The organism is Hyphomicrobium sp. ghe19 (assembly GCF_902712875.1).
GTDB lineage: Bacteria > Pseudomonadota > Alphaproteobacteria > Rhizobiales > Hyphomicrobiaceae > Hyphomicrobium_B.
This window is the reverse complement of sequence record NZ_LR743509.1, coordinates 885,021-903,093: the sequence shown is the minus strand read 5'-3', so window position 1 is coordinate 903,093 and position 18,073 is coordinate 885,021. Positions and strand designations below refer to the sequence as shown.

The following is an 18,073-nucleotide window of genomic DNA, read 5'->3' as shown; positions in this document are numbered from 1 at the left end:
GGCCATGTTTCGCTTCGCGGTCGAATGAAGCAACTTTGGGGCGATTACAACATTTCACGCGGATCGAAAGTCCAGTCGATGTACTTCCACCCGCCCTCGTACTTGTCCGGCGGCAGGCGAAACGGAGCACACATCCTGACAGCTCTGAGCGCCGCTTCGGCATAAACTTGCCCCGCCGTGGTCGATGGCGCCGAAGTAACCCTCGGCTCGCCCACGAGCGTACCGTCGGGATTGAGTTCCCAGTGCAGCTCGACGACCGGAACCTCGCTGCCGCCGCCCGTACCCGGCGGGCGCCAACAGCCGTTGAGCTGCGACTTCAGCATGCCCTTCAAGAGATCCTGCTCGCGTGCGGAAAGAACCGTATCGGAGCCCGTTTGCGTACCGGCTTCCTTGCCGAAGTTCGTGGCCGTCGAGCTTGAGCCTGCCGCCTGCTGCCCCTTCTTCCGCTTGTCCTTGTCGAGAAGAGCTTTGGGCGTAGCATCGTCCGGCGACTTCTCGAGCAGAGAAGCGATCTTACTCGGATCGAACTGTTTCTTGGCGGCTTCGGCTTTCTTCTTGGCCTCTTCCTGTTTCTTTTTCTTGAGCTCGGCAGCCTTCTTCTTCTTCGCCTCGTCTTCGGCTTTCTTCTTGGCTTCCTCTTCAGCCTTTTTCTTGGCTTCGTCCTCGGCCTTTTTCTTCGCCTCTTCGTCAGCCTTCTTCTTGGCCTCCTCGGCCTTGCGCTCTTCATCAAGCTTCTGTTCCAGAAGCTTTTTCTCGTCAGGCGTCGGCCCCGGAGCGGGCTCCGGCGGCGGCGGTGGTTCTTCGATTTTCTTGGCTATCGGATCCGGCTCGGTTTTCGCCGGCGCAGGTGGCGGCGGAGGCGGAGGCTCGGCAGCTTGAGGCGGCTCGGGCTCCGGTGGCGGCTCGACCTTTGCGACCTGCTCTTCGGCGGGCGGCGGAGGTGGTGGCGGCGGCGCGTTGTTCGGCTTCGCCGTGTCGTTCTTGCTGTCGTCGGGCTTCGGTTTGTCGTTCGCCTTGGTCTCGAGGTTTTTCGCGTCCTCAGCGCCCTGCTTCAGACGCAGGAATTCGGATGGTGTGATGATATCGGCCGAGATCGCCGGCGTATCGGGCGAGAGCGGCGGCGTCGTGCGCATGGAAAAGAGCGCCCACCCGAGGAGTGAGGCGTGGAAGAAGAGGGACAGAACAAGTCCGAAGGGCACAGTCAGCACCCACCTTCTCTGAAAGACGGCACGTACGAGCGCGCGCAATGGCGGCGAACCGCAGGGCGAACCAGGAAACGCGTCATCGGCAGCGAGCAATTCGAGCGACGCATCGGCACAGCGCTTCGCGTATTCCTTGGCCGACGCGCATCATGGTTCGTCATACGAATCGTCCTTTAGCGATTACGGGTGTTAGGAGCCTCCCTTCTCTCCATTGAGGACAAACGAAAGTTTCTTGAAGCCGCCCTGGTTGATGCGGCTCATCACCTCCATCACCGTCCCGTAGTTCACGCCCTTGTCGCCGCGCACGAAGATTGTCTCGTCGTAACCGTTCCCGGCGATGGCCTTCAGTTTCGTTGCCAGTTCCTCCAACGGAACCTGGGTGTCGCCGATAAAAACGTCGCCGTTGGCTTTCACCGTGACCGCCAGCGGGTCCTTCTTCGGAGGCTGGATCTCCTGCCCCTTCGACTCCGGCAAATTGACGTCGATGCCCGTCTGCAGAAGGGGCGCGGCAACCATGAAGATGATCAAAAGAACGAGCATCACGTCGACCATGGGCGTGACGTTGATTTCGCTCATCGGCATATGCCGCGCGCGCCGTCGACTGCGCCCGCCGCCGCCCGCTTTGACGCTCATCCCCATCGGCTTAAGCCCTCACGTCGATCTGGCGAGATACGATCGCTGCAAACTCATCGGAAAACGCATAGAGACGCTGCGATATCGCAGCCGAATCGGCCGAGAACTTGTTGTAGAAAATAACCGCCGGAATGGCGGCCATGAGGCCGAGTGCCGTCGCGAACAAGGCTTCGGCGATACCGGGCGCAACGACCGCCAGCGACGTATTCTTCGAAACCGCGATCGACTGGAAGCTCGTCATGATGCCCCAGACCGTGCCGAACAGGCCGACGAACGGCGCCGTCGATCCAACGGTCGCGAGAAACAGCAACCGCCGGTCGAGACGTTCCATTTCCCGGCTGATCGTCACGTCCATCACCTTCTCGACGCGCAGCTGAATGCCGCCGAGCGCGCGGATGTTGCCTTCGACCGAGCGCTTCCACTCGCGCATCGCGGCAACGAAGAGCGCCGCCATGGTGATCGTCCGCCCGCGCGACAGGTTCGCGTAAAGCTCATCCAGCGACTGGCCCGACCAGAACAACTGCTCGAAGCGGTCGCTCTCGACGCGCGCGCGGCGGAACGCAAGAAGCTTCTCGAAGATGATCGCCCATGACCACACGGACGCAACGCCAAGCCCCGTCATCACGATTTGGACGGTAAGGCTTGCTTGCATAAAGAGTTCGACGAACGAGAAGCCACTCGCTTGGACCGGGGCAACGGCGCTCTGGGCGACATCCGCGGGATTCATTTCACCATCCATGTCGAAGAATTGCGATACCCGTACGGAGCCGCACGGGCCGTTGAATTTCGGCAGCATTGGGACGCGCCCGGCGCGGGCCCGATGAAGTTTGCGTATGACGGCGTAATGACGTCCACCCCGGTAGCAAGCGCCATCGCCCACCACACTCATTCGCGTCGAGAGCTTTTGACGCCCAATATGACGAAACGAGGGCTTGATGCAGCCGATGGCAATGACGCATCGTCGTGTTTATCCACGAAAAACGCGGCCATTTACCTCATGATGAGCCATGACGACCGGGGTAACGAATGTCAATCGGCGTGTGGACGCGCTTCGATGGCGCCCGCGGAAATATTGCGCGCGCCGGCTTACGCCCGGGAATTTTTCGCCCCTGCCGCATGCGCTTGAAAGGCTTCGCGCACAGCGTCGCTCAAGCGGAGCGGCTTCCCCGAAATCGACACGAGCACGACGACGACCTCGGCCGAGACGAGACGCATGCCGTCGCGACTGATCGTCTGATCGAGCGTAACGCTGGCCGCGCCAAGCTCCTTGACCCGCGTTTCGACCTCCAGAAGATCGTCCATGCGTCCGGGGCGAGCGAAGTCGAAGCTCATCCGCCGAACAACGAAGGCCGCGGGTTCGGTACTTTCGGAACCGTCGATCAGACGCCGGGCGTCGGTGCCGAGAAGGCGCAGAAAATCGGTGCGGCCGCGCTCCGCGAAGCGCACGTACGAGGCGTGATAGACGAGGCCGCCCGCATCGGTGTCCTCGAAATAGACGCGAACGGGAAGAATGTGCCGCTGACCGCCCGCGTCGCGAACGATGCGCCCGGCGAGATCGGGCCATTGCGCGCCGGTCAAACTTCGCCCCTTTCGGAGCCGCCAAGCTCGATGACCACGATTTCGGGCGGCGAGCCGAATCTGATCGGCAACGACGAGCACCCGAGACCGCCCGAGACGATCATGTGCCGCTTGTCCTCGACGATATGACCATACGCATAACGCGATCCAAAACGCGACGGCACGACGGGCGCATATCCGAATATGCGAACCTGGCCGCCATGCGTGTGACCGGCAATCGTCAAGGAAACCCTATCCGAAACCTTCGGAAAGATATCTGGCTCATGCGCCATCAGGATCACCGGAGCGCTGTCCGTCACCTGTCGGAGCGTCGCCGGAAGATCGTCGACGCCGCGATAGGCGATTTTGCCTCCGTGCACGAACTCGTCGTACTCGTCGCTTCGCGGCCAGAAAGCCCATTGATCGCCGAGACCGGCAAGCCAGAAAGCTTGCCCATCCTTCTCGAGCCGCACGGCATTGTTTTCGTACACCGGAATGCCGACGACTTGCAGCGCCAATCCCGCGGGCGTCGGGCCCGCGCGTTTTTTCTGCACGTCGCGGGATTCCCACCAGTCGTGATTGCCGAGAACGGCATGGACGCCAAGCGGCGCCTTGAGCCGACTTAGAACCGTCGCCCAAGCGCCATTGCTTACCCGACCCGAATATTTCCCGAGCCGATGCCCGACGACGTAATCCCCGAGCAGCAATACCGCGTCCACACCGAGCTTATTCGTCTGCTCGACGATGACTTCGAGCCGCTCGACCGACATCCAAGGCTCGCAAACGTGAAGGTCCGCGAGCACGGCAAACTTCAGTTTGAGACCCGGCGTCCAGTTGGGAAGCGTCAGGTTGTAGGACGTCACTCTTTCGCGGAAGGCTTCGGCGAGCGCGTAACCGCTGAGCGCCGTCGAGCCGACACCGGCCACACCCGTCAACTTCAGCAAATCGCGGCGACTGATCAAACCCGTTTTCCCTCGAACCGTGCAGCGGGCGGACGAACCTCCCTGCATTCTGGCTGCAGAATGCTGTCGAATCCGTGAACTTCGCCACCCGAAAGCGGCCCAAGACGGGCGAGAGCGGCGTTAAGTCCCGTCTTCGCCGTCCTCGAAAATAGGCAGTTCCGGCGTGGCGGCGCGCGCGGGACCGTTAACACCGAGGTGGCGATAAGCCTTCAGCGTTAAAACGCGCCCGCGCGGGGTGCGGCCGATGAACCCTTGCTGCAGAAGAAAGGGTTCCACGATCTCCTCGAGCGCATCGCGCGGCTCGGAAAGCGCCGCGGCCAGCGTTTCGATACCGACCGGCCCGCCTTCATAGTTATGAAGAATGCACCCGAGATAACGGTGATCGAGCGCGTCCAGTCCCTCGCCATCGACCTCGAGCATCGTCAGCGCCCGGTCGGCGACCTCGGCATTGATGATGACCGCACCTTCGACCGATGCAAAATCGCGAACGCGGCGAAGAAGGCGCCCGGCGATCCGCGGCGTACCGCGCGAGCGTTTGGCGATTTCACGTGCGCCGTCTGGCGACATCTGCGCGCCGAGCACCCGCGCACCACGGCCGACGACCAGTTCGAGTTCCGGAATCGAATAGAAGTTGAGGCGGACGGGAATCCCGAAGCGATCGCGCAGCGGATTGGTCAGCAGCCCCGCGCGCGTCGTCGCGCCGACGAGCGTGAATTTCGGTAGATCGATCCGGACCGACCGCGCCGCCGGTCCCTCGCCGATCATCAGGTCGAGCTGGAAATCCTCCATGGCGGGATAGAGTATTTCCTCGACAGCCGGATTGAGCCGGTGGATTTCGTCGATGAACAGCACGTCGCGCTCTTCGAGATTGGTCAAAAGCGCTGCGAGATCACCGGCCTTCGAGATCACCGGCCCCGACGTCGCGCGAAATCCGACGCCAAGTTCCTTCGAGAGGATCTGCGCCAGCGTCGTCTTCCCGAGGCCCGGAGGACCGGCGAAGAGCACATGGTCGAGCGCATCGCCCCGCCCCCGCGCCGCCTTGATGAAAACGCGGAGGTTGGCGCGCGCCTGCTCCTGCCCGACGAATTCGTCGAGCGATTGCGGACGTATCGTCGCCTCGAAGGCGTCGACGTCTTTTCGCGCGCTGCTGACGAGCCTGTCGGTCATGGTTTGTTCGTGAGGCTATTCGCCAGCGCCGTCAAGTCGACCGGCTGACGTCTGAAGCCCGATTTCAGCGTTTGAGAATGCCGATCATCATCAGCAACGCCCGCATGCCGATGAAGAGAAGACCCGCAGCGAAGGCCAGGAATGGTACGCCTGTACTCGCGCCGAACGGGAAAATGATGACGGCCGCCATGAAGCCGAGAACCCCGGCAATTGCCGCCTCGAGCCAGCCGTAAGTGCCTGTCTGCAGGACGAACGGCGTTAAGCCCAGCGCCGAAACCGTCGCCGGAAAAGCGCTCCAGACGAACGCGTCGATCCCGGCCTCGCCAAGGCCTTCGCCGCCACGCGACGGCAGCAGGAAATCGGTCGCCGGGCTGAGAAGCATCAGCCCGAGATCGACGATGCCCGCAAAAAACGGCAGCGCCAGCGATGTGATAAGCACCATCCAGAGCGCGCGTTGAGTGTTGCTCAAAGTAATTTGTCTCATGGGTTGGCGCACTGTTCCGATTGAGATTCCGCGGTCCGCGCTCTAGCGAGCCAATTCCTTGAGACTACGCTTGATGAGCCCCGCTGTATCCGCGGCGTCTCCAAGCTCCTTCGAAGCAACGGCGACCGCGGCACTGGCCTGAGCAGGGTTGTAGCCGAGATTTGTCAGCGCCGAGAGTGCCTCCGAGAAGGCCAATCCCGCGGAGGAGCCATTCGCCTGCGGCGTCGCATGGCCGCCTGCTGGAATGGCGTGGCCTCCGAGCGAGAGCCCCGGCGCCTTATCCTTCAATTCTGCAACGATGCGCAAAGCCAGCTTCTTGCCGACGCCCGGCGCCTCTTCGACCGCAGCCCAATTGCCGAGCGCCACCGCACTCGCGAGATCCTGCGGCGACATAATGCCGAGAACGCTCAGCGCGACTTTCGCACCGACTCCCTGGATCGACTGCAGCGTCCGGAACCAGCTCCGCTCGAACTCGCTCTGAAACCCGAAGAGCCGGATCGCATCCTCGCGCACGTGCGTATCGATCGTCAGCGCCACATCGTCGCCCGGCTTCAAATTGCGCAGCGTCCGCGATGACGCCTGCACTTCGTAGCCGACGCCGTTGACGTCGATGATGAGAAAACTTTCGCCGACAGCGTCGACTTTGCCCTTGAGCTTGCCAATCATGTGGAAGCGACCTTGGTTGCAACGGCCGCCAGGCGCTGCCGGCTGACGCGGTGATGCGCGTGCGTGATGGCGATCGCCAGCGCATCGGCTTCATCCGCGCATCCGAACGTCGCCTTCGGCAAAAGAAAGCCGATCATCGCCTGGATCTGTTGCTTCTCAGCGTGTCCCGCGCCGGTCACCGACTTCTTGATCAAGTTCGGAGTGTATTCGGCGACGCGCAATCCGAGCCGGGCGGGCGCGAGCAGAACGGCGCCGCGCGCCTGCCCGAGCTTCAACGTCGAGCGCGGATTCTCGTTGACGAAGGTCTCTTCGACCGCGGCTTCCGACGGGCTGAAGCTCTGGATGACGCTCGTCACGGCGTCGAAGAGCGCAGATAGCCGATAGGCGAGATCGTCGTCCTTCGGTGGCGTGATGACGCCGGACGCGACGTACACGAGCCGGACGCCGTCGCTTTCGACGATGCCCCATCCCGTCCGCCGCAAGCCGGGGTCGATGCCGATAATGCGAATCGTTCGTCCATTCATGCTCTCCGCATAGCACGAACCGCATAAGGCGCCGAAGGCGTCATAGGTGGCGGCGGCAGCGGCGGCGGCTTCGTGGCGTCCGCAACCTTGCCCGTCAAAATAGCGTCAAGCGCCTCGGCGACGTCGGGCTCCGTCCAGTAGCCGGTGTGGCCGCCGATCCCCATCACATGATTGTCGACGCGAAGCCCTGGCGGGGGGTTGATGCGCCCGCCGATGTAATCGTCGACGCGATAGAGATTAATCCAGCATTTGAGGCTCGCGGCAATGCCGAGGGGCGCCCCCTTCGATGCCGAGTACTCATGGAAATACTTTTGGTAGAGCGTGCCGAGTGGCGAGCCGAACGTCAGCAGCGCTGGCGAAGCGTCGCCCAGCCGCGCGTAATGTGGGCCGTTATCTCGCAGGAAGTCATACACGATGACCGAGCCCTGGCTGTGCGCCAGGAAAATGACGCCGTCGTATCCCTGGTTCTGCACGAAATGTTCGAGAACGAGGTTGAGCCGGCCCTGAAGTCGCTCGCGCCGCAAATGGCGGAAACGCGAACGAAACGCCGACGGGATGAAGTACGCCGCCGTTTCCTGCCGCGGCTGATAATGATGATCGATGAGATCGCGCGCGACGTTGACGACGTTCGCAATGCGCCGCCCGAAGAAGAACGGCAGCGCCAGCGCAACGACGGCCGCAACTGGGAGAATGTAGCTGCGCAGCGTCACGAAGACATGGTTGCTGTCGAGATAGGGCTGCACGAACACGAGCGCCATGACGACGATGAACGCCACGATCAGCAGCGCGACCAGAAAAGGATTGAACAGCAGCCTCGGCATGTTCCGCGCCGTGTGCTCGAGATCGGAAAGGCCTCGTCGTGCTCGCAAATGCCGGAGTTCGATCAGAATGCCGCCGCCGATGATGAACAGCATCACGGTCAGCGCGGCCGCCGCGAAGATGAATTTGAAGCGGCCGATCCAGTCGAGTTCGATATTGGGAACCTGCACGAGCTTCGCGACGGCGCTGGTCCTGTCGATCTGACGAGCCTCGATCGCGCGCTCGATGAACGGCTTTGCTTCCTTGAGTGTCGTGATCGTCTCGGCGCGATTGAGGATCGGATAGATCGCGCTGACGACGACCGTCGTCCAAAGCAGGAATTGCATGATCAAAATGGCGATGCTCGTCGAGACAGTCGCCAGGCGCGAATGATCTCCCGTCTTCAGCGCACGCACGTAAGCGAGGCCCAGCAACGCCGTGGCGAACAGCATCACGCCGCCCCAAATGCGCCAGCCCCAGATGATGACTTTGTAAAGTCCGTTGATGTAGCAAGCCGCCGCCGAAGACCCGGCGATTGCGCAGTCCACCGCATGCGCACCGGCGCCACGCTCCGGTCCAATCTCGAGATCTGGAACATTTTTGAGGAGCGGCAACAGCACGTCGTAAAACGTCAGCACAAAAACCGCGAGGGCCGCGATCGCGAGCCAGAATACGGTGTCGTACCACGAGTAATCCTGCTGCCGCGTAATCCGGTAGAAGACGTAGAGCGATCCGACGAACATCATCGCAGTGACGATCAGCACCTGCGATCTCACGTCCACGACGTCGGTCGTCAGGGTCGCGGGCTCGAAAAGAAAAAGGCCGCAGATCACGGACGTCACGATCGTCAGCGCCGCGCTCGGGCCGCGAATGAGCCAGCCGGCGATCCAGAGTATTTTCCTGAGAAGCCACGAGATCGCATCCCGCGAGCGGTCGAGCATCGCATCCACGAGGTGATGAGATTCGAAGATGACGCGAAAGAGCTGCAGCAGCGTGTTGACGCGGCCTTCCTGAACCGTCGTCAGGTCGGCCCAGTGCAGCTCCACGGCCTCGATCTCGATGCCGCTGGTGTGCGCCGCGCCCCGACGAATGACGGGAAATACGGGCGCCGGCGTGCCGATCTCGGGCTCGGGCATCCGGTTGTATTCGTTGGCAGGGGAAACGCTGTAGCCCGGCCGCGTCTGGGCGAGAGTATCGAGAACGGCGTTGACGCAATAACCAGGCTCGGTCTCACCGACACCATGGACAACGACAAGTCCGACGCGAACCCGGCCCCTTCCCCCCGATGGTCCGTCCGCCGCCATTCAGTACCCCCGTACGCAGTATGCTGCCCAATCATAATGCTTTTGACGCGATCCGCGATACCCCTCGGAACTTTCAGGGGGCCTCGTCAGAGCACGCGATTTCGGCTTTAGTGTTGCCGATTGACCAGCGTCGTTCGTAACCAATCCGGCTGATGAGGACGTCATGGACCCGACATTTTCTCATCCGCACTGGATTGTGGCGGGTTTACTGCTGATCCTTGCTGGATTCTGGTTATTTCGGTGGTCCCGGCGCAACAGCGCAGCGGACGAAATCGCCGCCGCCACGACTGAAGCCGCTATTAACAAACTTTTGAAAAATCCCGCAGCGAAGGTCCCGGCGGGCGCGCAAAGCCCGGCGAAGAAGCGCGCGTCCGCGAATTTTCGGAACGCAATGGCTCAGCTCGCAGGAATCGTCGGGCTGTTGATGCTCATCACCGGACTTGTCTATGCCGTGTTCGGAATATTCTATCCGGGAGAATAGCAGCTGCGGACAATCGCGTCGGTCAAGCCGCCGTCAGCTTCTTCATGACGTCGTCCGGTATCTCGAAGTTGGCGAAAACGTTCTGAACGTCGTCGTCGTCCTCGAGAGCTGCCAGCATTTTCATGATGGTCTGCGCGCCGTTCTCATCGACCGGGGTCGTGAGGTTCGGCTTCCACACTGCCTTCACGCTTTCTGGTTCGCCGAGCTTCTTCTCGAGTTCCGCGGCGACCGTGCCCAACGAGTCGAACCCGCAGGCGATGACGTGCCCATTCGCATCCGACTGCACGTCGTCCGCGCCGGCATCGATCGCGGCTTCGAGAATGGCTTCGGCCGATCCCGCGGCAGCCTTGTACGTGATCTCGCCGATATGATTGAACATGTGCCCCACGGCGCCCGTCGCGCCGAGGTTGCCGTTGAATTTCGTGAACACGCTTCTGACGACGCCGCCGGTGCGATTGCGATTGTCGGTCAATGCTTCGACGATCACGGCGACACCGCCCGGAGCATAGCCCTCGTACCGCACCGCCTCGTAGTTCGCGAGATCGCTGCCCTGCGCCTTCTTGATGGCGCGCTCGATGTTGTCTTTCGGCATATTTTCGGCCCGCGCTTCCTGGATCGCGAGGCGAAGCCTGGGGTTCATGCTCGGGTCGGGCGTTCCGGATTTCGCAGCGACCGTGATCTCGCGCGCGAACTTCGCAAAGAGCTTCGAACGCATGGCGTCCTGCTTGCCCTTGCGGTGCATGATATTTTTGTATTGCGAATGGCCGGCCATGCTCGTGCTCGCTTGACTTGGAAATATGCGCTGAACTTAAGTCCGTCTTTTGCGCAACGGCCGCGCCCCGGTCAAGACATCGGCGGCGAGCTGGCCTTCAGGTGCCTGACCAGAACGCCGGAACGGCTGGCTCGAGGTGTGGCCCGAGCCGCAAAGGCCCGGCGTTCACGGCCAAACCCGTTTTGTCGTCGATATCGACGGCAAATCCCGAAATCGTTCCGGGTCCGACCGCCGGCTCGTATCGGCCGCGCGGAATGCGGGTCAAAAACCGGTTGATCGGTTCCTCGGGGTCCATGCCGAGCACCGAGTTGTAGTCGCCGCACATCCCCGCATCCGACATATAGGCCGTGCCGCTCGAAAGAATGCGGGCGTCCGCCGTCGGCGTGTGCGTGTGCGTCCCGACGACGACACTGACGCGACCGTCGAGGAAGAGCCCCATCGCTTGCTTCTCGCTCGTCGCTTCGGCGTGGAAATCGATCAGGATCGCGTCCGCGCCATGCTTCAATGCGCACGCGGAAATCTCATTATCGACGGCGCGGAACGGGCAATCGAGCTCGGTCATGAAAACACGGCCCATGGCGTTCACGACGAGGACATCGGCCCCGCTCTTCGCCTTGAGCAAGGTCGCCCCCTTGCCCGGCGTTCCCTTGGGATAATTGAGAGGACGGATCAGCCGGTCGTGACGTTCGATGAAGACCAGCGCGTCCTTCTGATCGAACGAATGATTGCCGAGCGTCACGCAATCGGCACCGGCATCGATGAGATCGTTGAGGATCGCCTCGGTAATTCCGAAACCGCCTGCCGCGTTTTCGCCGTTGATCACGACGAAATCCAGCCCATAGCGCTTGATGAGGCCCGGCAATGCATCGCAAACCACCGTTCGGCCCGGGCGACCGACGATATCGCCGAGAAACAAAAGACGCATCAAGGATTCCGGATCAAGGATCGAGGCAACGTTGCGGGCCTGAGGGCGTCAGAACCCAATCGAGTTTCTCGTCATAGCTTTCGACCGGGACCGCGTCGACCCTTTGTTCGTCGTAGGCGATGCCGACGGCAACGATGGGTTTTAACGCCCTCAAGCGCTTGAGCGTCCGGTCGTAGAAACCGCCGCCATAGCCGAGCCGGTAGCCCCGTCCGTCGAATGCCAGGAGCGGCACCAGAACGACGTCCGGGTCGACGGCCGGCTTGTCCTCGAGCGGCTCCGCAATCCCCCAGGCAGCCGGCGCCATGGCGTCTCCTGGCGACCACGATCGCATCAGCAGCGGCTTCCCCCGGCCTTGCATGACCGGGAGCGCCAGCCGAAACCCTTCGGCCTGCAGCCACGCCATCAGCGGCCCTGGATTGATCTCGTCGCGGATAGCGGCAAAACCCGAGACGACCGTATCGGCCTTGATCCCAAGAAAATCGAGGCCCTGAGCCGCAATCTTGCGACTAGCCTCCGCTCCGTGACGCTCAAAGGCCGCTTGACGCCGAACAAGCGCTTCGGCCCGCAGCTCTTTCTTGGCGTCTGGCATAACTTTCGCAGTCAAACGCGCTTTCCGTTTCCCGATATTCGTTGAATTAAAGTGCCGCGAAGGCCGTTGGGAACATGATCCCGCGTGGTCCCTACGAGCGTAGGTGGGCACCATATGTCCGAAGCCACGGCTCCGGACAGGGACAGCACCCGTGCGGATCTTATAGGCCCCCGGGTCATTTGTCCCTGACGAGCCCCGCAGCGCATCTGATTTAAGTGAGGTGGCAGGAAAAATCCAGGGTTACCGCCGGGATGGCTGTCGATTCCGGCTGCGACTGAGGGCGTACCGAGGCCACCTAGCCTTTGGCGCGACGCCGGACGGGCTCGAGATCTTCGTCCTCGTGGTCCTCATCCGCCTCATCGCCGGTTTCGTCCCGGATTGAGCGAATGGCGGCCGATCTGGCAGCCGGCGAGCTGCCTTCGAGCAGTTCGTCGACATCCGCCCGGGCGTCGAACAGCTCGTCGGTGACCATCAATGCGGCCATCAAGATTAATCGCTCATCGCCGATGGCCCCGTGCTCGCGCACGATCGCATCGAGCTTCGAACTCAAATAATCAACGATATCGGTGAGACGCGCAGCGTCATGTTCTTCGCACTGGAAGCGATAGGTGCGTTGATTGAAGGTGAACGGGACTTCGGCCATTCTATCCGGCAGCTCCGCCGCTCTCCCCTTGAACGACGCTCACAGTCAACCGCTCTCGTGTAGACTATGAAGCGAATCGAGAACCCAATCAATCCGGTTCAGCGCATCAGCTGTCCGCTGCTCGAGCTCCGCGATCCGTTGCTGCGCGGTCGCGAGTTCGGCCCTAAGGCGCGCGTTCTCCGACCGCAACTCGACGTCGCCAGCCGGTTTGCGGGCCGGCTTGACGTCGTCCGCGCGCTTCATCTTAACGGTGTTGCGTTCAGTCATGGCCTCTAATCGCCCTTTCGGACGACACGATTGACGCATCGATCACCTATGCTTGCCGTCTACGTTACGTGGCGAAGGTAAATGCAGTCAATAAACGAGACCGTGTTGTACCCCGTTGAACGTAAAGATTTGCAGGAGCGGACGTCCCGTCAACGGAGCTGAATGATTGACAGCGGCCCAATAAGTGACGTTAAAGACCCGCAATTACTGGCGATAACGGTGATGAGACCTACATCTCATCAAACCCAGCATAAAATCTTACCCCGGAGGACCCCCGAGAATGGCTGTGAAGGTGGCGATCAACGGTTTCGGCCGCATCGGTCGTAACGTGCTGCGCGCAATCATCGAGAGTGGACGTACGGATATCGAAGTCGTCGCCATCAATGATCTCGGCCCCGTCGAAACGAACGCGCATCTGCTGCGTTATGACAGCGTGCATGGGCGTTTTCCGAAAGCAGTGAAAGTCTCCGGCGACACGATCGATGCGGGCAGCGGACCGATCAAGGTTACCGCGATCAAGAATCCGGCTGAGCTTCCCCACAAAGCCCTCGGCGTCGACATCGCGTTCGAGTGCACGGGCATCTTCACGTCGAAGGACAAGGCCAAGGCGCACCTCGACGCGGGCGCCAAGCGCGTGCTCGTTTCAGCTCCTGCCGACAATGCCGATCTGACAGTCGTCTACGGCGTCAACGACGACAAGCTGACGAAGGACCATCTGATCGTCTCGAACGCATCGTGCACGACGAACTGCCTCGCGCCGGTCGTTCACGTGCTCCACAACGCGATCGGTCTTCAGCACGGCTTCATGACGACGATCCATTCCTACACCGGCGACCAGCCGACGCTCGACACCCTGCACAAGGACCTCTACCGCGGCCGCGCTGCAGCGTTGAACATCATCCCGACGACGACCGGCGCCGCCAAAGCTGTCGGCCTCGTCATCCCCGAGCTGAACGGTAAGCTCGACGGCGCATCCATGCGCGTGCCGACGCCGAACGTTTCGCTGGTCGACTTCAAGTTCGTCGCCAAGCGCAACACGACGGCCGAGGAAGTGAACAACGCCCTCATCGAAGCGTCGCAGTCGAACCGCCTAGCTGGCATCCTGGCGATCACGAGCGACAAGCTTGTCTCGATGGACCTCAATCACGACCCGGCCTCCTCGACGGTGGCGCTCGATCAAACCAAGGTGATCGACGGGAACTTCGTACGCGTCGTCACGTGGTACGATAACGAATGGGGCTTCTCGAACCGCATGGCCGATACGGCCGTTGCGATGGCGAAGCTCATCTAATCGAATTCTGACGGGCGCCAAACGAACGGCGCCCGTTTTCATGAGTAGTGAAATTGAAAGCGGCCCACGGAGGCAAATATGAGCGACAGACTTGAAGATATCGCCCGCGCTCTGGTTGCGCCTGGAAAAGGCATTCTCGCTGCCGACGAAAGCACGAGCACCATCAAGAAGCGCTTCGACACGATCAAACTCGCCTCGACCGAAGACAGCCGCCGCGATTATCGCGAGATGCTGTTCCGGGCGACGGAGGGCATGAAGAATTACGTTTCCGGCGTCATTCTTTATGACGAGACGATCCGGCAGAAGGCAAAGGACGGTACACCGCTCGTCGACATCATGAAGGCGGCGGGTTCCATTCCGGGCATCAAGGTCGACGTTGGCGCGAAGCCCCTCGCCGGCCCGACCTCGAAGATCGAGACGATCACCGAAGGCCTCGACGGCCTGCGCGAACGCTTTGCTGAATACCACAAGCTCGGCGCCCGCTTCGCGAAGTGGCGCGGCGTGATCACCATCGCCGATGGCTTGCCGAGCTGGAACTGCGTCAAGGCCAATGCGCACGCACTCGCCCGTTACGCAGCCCTCGCCCAGGAAGCCGGCATCGTTCCGATTGTCGAACCTGAAGTGCTGATGGACGGCCCGCATTCGGGTCACGACATCGACGAATGCTATCGCGTGACGGAATGGACGCTTCGCACGGTGTTCCGCGAGCTTTACGACGCGCGCGTCAAACTCGAAGGCATCGTGTTGAAGCCGAACATGGTCATCGCCGGGCAGAAATCGGCGAAGCAGGCGAGCCCTGCCGAGGTTGCCGAGAAGACGATCAAGTGCCTGAAGGAGACGGTGCCGTCGGCCGTTCCGGGAATTGCATTCCTCTCGGGCGGCCAGTCCGACGAAGCCGCGACCAAGCACCTGTCGCTCATGAATGCTTCGGGTCCGCTGCCCTGGCCGCTGACGTTCTCCTACGGCCGGGCGCTGCAAGCGGCAGCGATCCAGGCATGGGGCGGCAAGCCGGAAAACGTTGCAGCCGGCCAGCGCGCGTTCACGCATCGCGCGAAGATGAACAGCCTTGCCGCCCTCGGCAAATGGAACGAGACGCTCGAGAAGGCTGCCTGATCGCGAGGCGCGGAAAGTTCGCCGTCATCGAAAACAAAAAAAGCGGATCGTTTGATCCGCTTTTTTTTGTGTCTCGGTCGCAGCCCGCTTAGTTCAGGAAGATGTTCGAAAGCGCATCCTGAATGGTGCCGCCGGTGCTCTTGCCTTGCGGCTTCTGCTTCGCAGACGCGCTCTTCTTCTGGTTCTGGTTCTTCTTCGAAGGCGGCGGAGCGTCCATCATGCTGTCGGAACCCGCATCGCCCCCAGCGACGGTTGCGCCACCCGCATCGTTGGACGCGGTCGGAACGCCACCGCGCGCGCTCGTTTCAGCCGGATCGAAGGCCTCGGGCGCCGTATAGCGAACCGGACGCCCGCGCAGCGCCGACATGATCCGCCCGTCATGACCGTAGAGGTCCGCGTAGTTCAGGAGACGCCCCTCGTCATCAACGCGAGCCGTGAAATAGACCAGATAGACCGGCACCTCTTTTGAAAGCGTAACGCTCGCGCCGCTGTCCCAGAGCTGGCCGACTTTTTCAGGCGAATAACCCTTGTCTTCGGCAAGAAGAACCTCAGCCGTGCGCCGTGGCTCCTCGACGCGCATGCAGCCATGGCTCAAGGCACGGTTGGTTTGAGCGAACAGGCCGCGCTCGGGCGTATCGTGCATGTAAACGTCGTGCCGGTTCGGGAACCGGAATTTCACGAGGCCAAGTGGATTATCTGCGCCAGGTGGCTGCGTGAAGCTGTACTGGCGGATATCCGCAGTGCTCCAATTGACCGAGTCCGGATCGACCGGCCGGCCGTTGTAGTAGACCTGCAGCTTGTAGGCTTCGAGCACGCGCGCGCCGCCGCTTCCGCCACCGCCGAACAGCTGATCGAAGAAACCGATACCGGTGCCGGAACCCGACGCACTTCTGAGGCGCGGCAGAAGCTCCTTGGACTTGATGCCGTCAGGCATGCCCCAGCTCGGCTTGAAAATCACGAACTGCATGTTCGCAGCGAGCACAGGCGTCGGCCAGGAAGGCTGGCCAACGATCATCTTCTGTTTGAGTTCGAGGTGGTTACCCTTCCAGATTTCGCTCGTGAACTCGGGAATGTTGTTCATCACGTAGAGCTGCCCGAGGTCCACCGGCAACCAACGCCAACGTTCCATATTGGCGATCAGCCGATCGACGTTCTGCTTGGGATCGGCTCGCTTCGGCTCGCCCGCCTGGTTCAAAGCCGAGCGCACGCGGTTGCTCAAAATACCGTTGACCTTGAGACCGTTGTCCCGCTGGATGCCGCGCACGGCATCGGCAAGTTCGTCGTCATAGACGCGCTCGTCGGCTGGATTTGCAGCAGGCATCTTCAAGCGCTGACGCAAGAGCGAAATCTGATCGTCTTCCGCGCCAGGCTTCAGCTGCTTGCCTTGCGGCAGCTTGATCAGCAACGCCGGATCGACAGCTTCTTCTTCCTGATTCGGCCCGCGCGCTTTCAGAAGCGCCTGACGTAGGCGCTCGAAGCCGGCGTGCTTCGGATTCAATCCGCGCAGATAAGCGTCAGGCTCCGCAACGTTCGACAATTCGCTGATGACGGTCTTCGCGTCCTTCACCGGCGGCTTCATGTCGAGAATGTTGCTCAGTGCCACGGGATCGAGACGGCCTCCGCGCGCGAAGCGAGCATATTTCAGAGCGGCAAGCGTCAACTGCGCATCGGCGGCGCCCAGCGCTTCCGCATTGGCGCCGCTTGCGATGTTCGCCACGACGAAATCGGAAGGCTCGAGTCCCCAATCGTCGGCGGTCCGGAGCGTGGAAATGACGGCCTTGGCCTTATGCGTGAAGCCGCTGTCGTTCACCCAAAGCGGTTCGGTGCGCGAATTGTAGAAGTCGCGCGCGGCAGCAACGTCGGCGGCGACATTTTCCCGGCCCGAGAGTGCTTTGTCGCCGAGCTTCGCTCGCGCAGCCTCCACGATGGGGTTCACGGGCGGCGCGACCGGAGCCGCAACAGCGGGGATCGGTTCGGTCTTCGGTTGGGCGGCGCTATCCCCCGGCGCGGCAGCCGGCTCAACGGCGGCGGGCGCCGGAGTAGCCGCGGGAGTCGCGGCAGCGGGAGCTGCATCCGGCGGAGGCGGAGCGGATACGCTCGGCGCAGCGGGCGCAGGTGTTTCAGTCGGCGGCGTTACCGCAGCTGTCGCCGAAGGCGTCGGAGTTGGTGTCGAAGACGGAATCGCCGGCGTTTCAGGTGTTGTAGCAGCGGCTGCAGCCGCATCCTTCGCAGCATCCGAAGCGGGAATAGCGCCAGTCGTTGTGTTCGACGGCGGAAAATACGTCGTCGTTCCGCTCTCTGATGAAATTTGAACAGGGGGCTCGGCCATTGCAGCCGAATTGACGCCGATTGCACCGATCCCCAGCAAGCTGACGCCCAGAAGGCGAAGAGAAAATTTGATCATTCCCCGTGTGGCTCCGATAGGCGAGAGGCGCGGCGATGCCAGCGTTGCCGACACTACGTGAGCCCTCAAGTTGGCGGAAAAACGCCGAAACTCAGAGATGGGGCGACATTGGCCCGTTCCCCCAAACTGGTAAACTGCCAAAGCCCCGGATTCCGGCGAAAAAACCCGTCTGTGACTGAGAAAACTCGAATCGTCTTGAGTATAGCGCCGATTACTGCAACCCAGTGCGCCAAACCACGTTGGCAAACCACCTTGCCGATCCACGTTGAAAGCCGCCCGCTTCTTGTTTCC

General features: G+C 61.6%; 19 protein-coding genes and 1 other RNA gene. 3 read left to right on the top strand and 17 right to left on the bottom strand.

The genetic code is table 11. The features are described from left to right. Positions 1-44: 44 nt before the first annotated feature. The 10 genes from tolA to AACL53_RS04220 form a co-directional block, all read right to left on the bottom strand. Complete coding sequence (tolA, locus tag AACL53_RS04265; RefSeq protein WP_339082817.1) at positions 45-1,208, bottom strand: cell envelope integrity protein TolA; 1,164 nt, start codon at positions 1,206-1,208, stop codon at positions 45-47. Positions 1,209-1,391: 183 nt separating this feature from the next. Further along, entirely contained in the window at positions 1,392-1,841 is a 450-nt protein-coding gene (tolR, locus tag AACL53_RS04260; protein ID WP_339082815.1) for a protein TolR, read from the bottom strand. 4 nt (positions 1,842-1,845) lie between these two features. Further along, complete coding sequence (gene tolQ / locus AACL53_RS04255) at positions 1,846-2,562, bottom strand: protein TolQ (protein WP_339082813.1); 717 nt, start codon at positions 2,560-2,562, stop codon at positions 1,846-1,848. A 359-nt stretch (positions 2,563-2,921) separates the two neighbouring features. Further along, positions 2,922-3,413 (bottom strand): YbgC/FadM family acyl-CoA thioesterase, encoded by a 492-nt coding sequence (locus AACL53_RS04250; RefSeq protein ID WP_339082811.1) that lies wholly within the window; start codon positions 3,411-3,413, stop codon positions 2,922-2,924. Continuing rightward, positions 3,410-4,354: a metallophosphoesterase gene (locus AACL53_RS04245; protein WP_339082809.1), complete on the bottom strand. Its 945-nt coding sequence runs from the start codon at positions 4,352-4,354 to the stop codon at positions 3,410-3,412. Before AACL53_RS04245 ends, AACL53_RS04250 begins: the two co-directional genes overlap by 4 nt. A 120-nt stretch (positions 4,355-4,474) precedes the next feature. After that, a complete protein-coding gene (ruvB, locus tag AACL53_RS04240; RefSeq protein ID WP_339082807.1) occupies positions 4,475-5,521 on the bottom strand; it encodes a Holliday junction branch migration DNA helicase RuvB in 1,047 nt (348 codons plus the stop codon). Positions 5,522-5,585: 64 nt separating this feature from the next. After that, positions 5,586-5,990: a hypothetical protein gene (locus AACL53_RS04235; protein ID WP_339082805.1), complete on the bottom strand. Its 405-nt coding sequence runs from the start codon at positions 5,988-5,990 to the stop codon at positions 5,586-5,588. Positions 5,991-6,047: 57 nt separating this feature from the next. Beyond that, entirely contained in the window at positions 6,048-6,671 is a 624-nt protein-coding gene (ruvA, locus tag AACL53_RS04230) for a Holliday junction branch migration protein RuvA (RefSeq protein ID WP_339082803.1), read from the bottom strand. Further along, positions 6,668-7,195, bottom strand: coding sequence for a crossover junction endodeoxyribonuclease RuvC (gene ruvC / locus AACL53_RS04225; protein WP_339082799.1), 528 nt, complete (start codon positions 7,193-7,195; stop codon positions 6,668-6,670). Before ruvC ends, ruvA begins: the two co-directional genes overlap by 4 nt. After that, positions 7,192-9,297, bottom strand: a complete 2,106-nt coding sequence (locus AACL53_RS04220; protein WP_339082796.1) for a hypothetical protein — start codon at positions 9,295-9,297, stop codon at positions 7,192-7,194. The genes ruvC and AACL53_RS04220 overlap by 4 nt, the downstream gene beginning before the upstream one ends. A gap of 163 nt (positions 9,298-9,460) precedes the next feature. On the opposite strand from AACL53_RS04220, the gene AACL53_RS04215 reads away from it, so the two are divergent. After that, positions 9,461-9,778: a hypothetical protein gene (locus AACL53_RS04215; protein ID WP_339082794.1), complete on the top strand. Its 318-nt coding sequence runs from the start codon at positions 9,461-9,463 to the stop codon at positions 9,776-9,778. A 22-nt stretch (positions 9,779-9,800) separates the two neighbouring features. Here the strand turns inward: AACL53_RS04215 and AACL53_RS04210 are convergent, their stop codons facing one another. From AACL53_RS04210 to AACL53_RS04185, 6 genes are all read right to left on the bottom strand, one after another. Further along, positions 9,801-10,550 (bottom strand): YebC/PmpR family DNA-binding transcriptional regulator, encoded by a 750-nt coding sequence (locus AACL53_RS04210; protein ID WP_339082792.1) that lies wholly within the window; start codon positions 10,548-10,550, stop codon positions 9,801-9,803. 97 nt (positions 10,551-10,647) lie between these two features. After that, a complete protein-coding gene (locus AACL53_RS04205; RefSeq protein WP_339082790.1) occupies positions 10,648-11,475 on the bottom strand; it encodes a TIGR00282 family metallophosphoesterase in 828 nt (275 codons plus the stop codon). Positions 11,476-11,488: 13 nt separating this feature from the next. Further along, positions 11,489-12,079 (bottom strand): 5-formyltetrahydrofolate cyclo-ligase, encoded by a 591-nt coding sequence (locus AACL53_RS04200; RefSeq protein ID WP_339082788.1) that lies wholly within the window; start codon positions 12,077-12,079, stop codon positions 11,489-11,491. A 32-nt stretch (positions 12,080-12,111) separates the two neighbouring features. Beyond that, a non-coding RNA gene (gene ssrS / locus AACL53_RS04195) (6S RNA) lies at positions 12,112-12,271 on the bottom strand. Positions 12,272-12,359: 88 nt separating this feature from the next. Beyond that, the gene (locus AACL53_RS04190) at positions 12,360-12,707 is read right to left on the bottom strand and encodes a cell division protein ZapA (RefSeq protein WP_339082786.1); all 348 of its coding nucleotides are present in this window, start codon (positions 12,705-12,707) and stop codon (positions 12,360-12,362) included. Positions 12,708-12,752: 45 nt separating this feature from the next. Then, positions 12,753-12,974, bottom strand: coding sequence for a hypothetical protein (locus AACL53_RS04185; protein ID WP_339082784.1), 222 nt, complete (start codon positions 12,972-12,974; stop codon positions 12,753-12,755). Between the two features lie 280 nt (positions 12,975-13,254). On the opposite strand from AACL53_RS04185, the gene gap reads away from it, so the two are divergent. Beyond that, on the top strand, positions 13,255-14,265 hold the full coding sequence (gene gap / locus AACL53_RS04180; protein WP_339082781.1) for a type I glyceraldehyde-3-phosphate dehydrogenase: 1,011 nt from the start codon (positions 13,255-13,257) through the stop codon (positions 14,263-14,265). Positions 14,266-14,343: 78 nt separating this feature from the next. After that, positions 14,344-15,378 carry a class I fructose-bisphosphate aldolase gene (locus AACL53_RS04175; protein WP_339082779.1) on the top strand — a complete coding sequence of 345 codons (1,035 nt, stop codon included), beginning with the start codon at positions 14,344-14,346 and terminating at the stop codon, positions 15,376-15,378. A gap of 88 nt (positions 15,379-15,466) precedes the next feature. Here the strand turns inward: AACL53_RS04175 and AACL53_RS04170 are convergent, their stop codons facing one another. Then, on the bottom strand, positions 15,467-17,782 hold the full coding sequence (locus tag AACL53_RS04170) for a murein L,D-transpeptidase (protein WP_339082777.1): 2,316 nt from the start codon (positions 17,780-17,782) through the stop codon (positions 15,467-15,469). Positions 17,783-18,073: the final 291 nt, after the last annotated feature.

Bases quoted from the DNA above. Each gene is read 5' to 3' on its own strand.
- AACL53_RS04210 (WP_339082792.1), bottom strand. From the start codon at position 10,550: ATGGCCGGCCATTCGCAATACAAAAATATCATGCACCGCAAGGGCAAG.
- AACL53_RS04170 (WP_339082777.1), bottom strand. From the start codon at position 17,782: ATGATCAAATTTTCTCTTCGCCTTCTGGGCGTCAGCTTGCTGGGGATC.
- AACL53_RS04215 (WP_339082794.1), top strand. From the start codon at position 9,461: ATGGACCCGACATTTTCTCATCCGCACTGGATTGTGGCGGGTTTACTG.
- tolQ (WP_339082813.1), bottom strand. From the start codon at position 2,562: ATGAATCCCGCGGATGTCGCCCAGAGCGCCGTTGCCCCGGTCCAAGCG.
- ruvB (WP_339082807.1), bottom strand. From the start codon at position 5,521: ATGACCGACAGGCTCGTCAGCAGCGCGCGAAAAGACGTCGACGCCTTC.
- ruvA (WP_339082803.1), bottom strand. From the start codon at position 6,671: ATGATTGGCAAGCTCAAGGGCAAAGTCGACGCTGTCGGCGAAAGTTTT.
- AACL53_RS04185 (WP_339082784.1), bottom strand. From the start codon at position 12,974: ATGACTGAACGCAACACCGTTAAGATGAAGCGCGCGGACGACGTCAAG.
- tolR (WP_339082815.1), bottom strand. From the start codon at position 1,841: ATGGGGATGAGCGTCAAAGCGGGCGGCGGCGGGCGCAGTCGACGGCGC.
- AACL53_RS04205 (WP_339082790.1), bottom strand. From the start codon at position 11,475: ATGCGTCTTTTGTTTCTCGGCGATATCGTCGGTCGCCCGGGCCGAACG.
- AACL53_RS04220 (WP_339082796.1), bottom strand. From the start codon at position 9,297: ATGGCGGCGGACGGACCATCGGGGGGAAGGGGCCGGGTTCGCGTCGGA.
- ruvC (WP_339082799.1), bottom strand. From the start codon at position 7,195: ATGAATGGACGAACGATTCGCATTATCGGCATCGACCCCGGCTTGCGG.
- AACL53_RS04190 (WP_339082786.1), bottom strand. From the start codon at position 12,707: ATGGCCGAAGTCCCGTTCACCTTCAATCAACGCACCTATCGCTTCCAG.
- AACL53_RS04175 (WP_339082779.1), top strand. From the start codon at position 14,344: ATGAGCGACAGACTTGAAGATATCGCCCGCGCTCTGGTTGCGCCTGGA.
- gap (WP_339082781.1), top strand. From the start codon at position 13,255: ATGGCTGTGAAGGTGGCGATCAACGGTTTCGGCCGCATCGGTCGTAAC.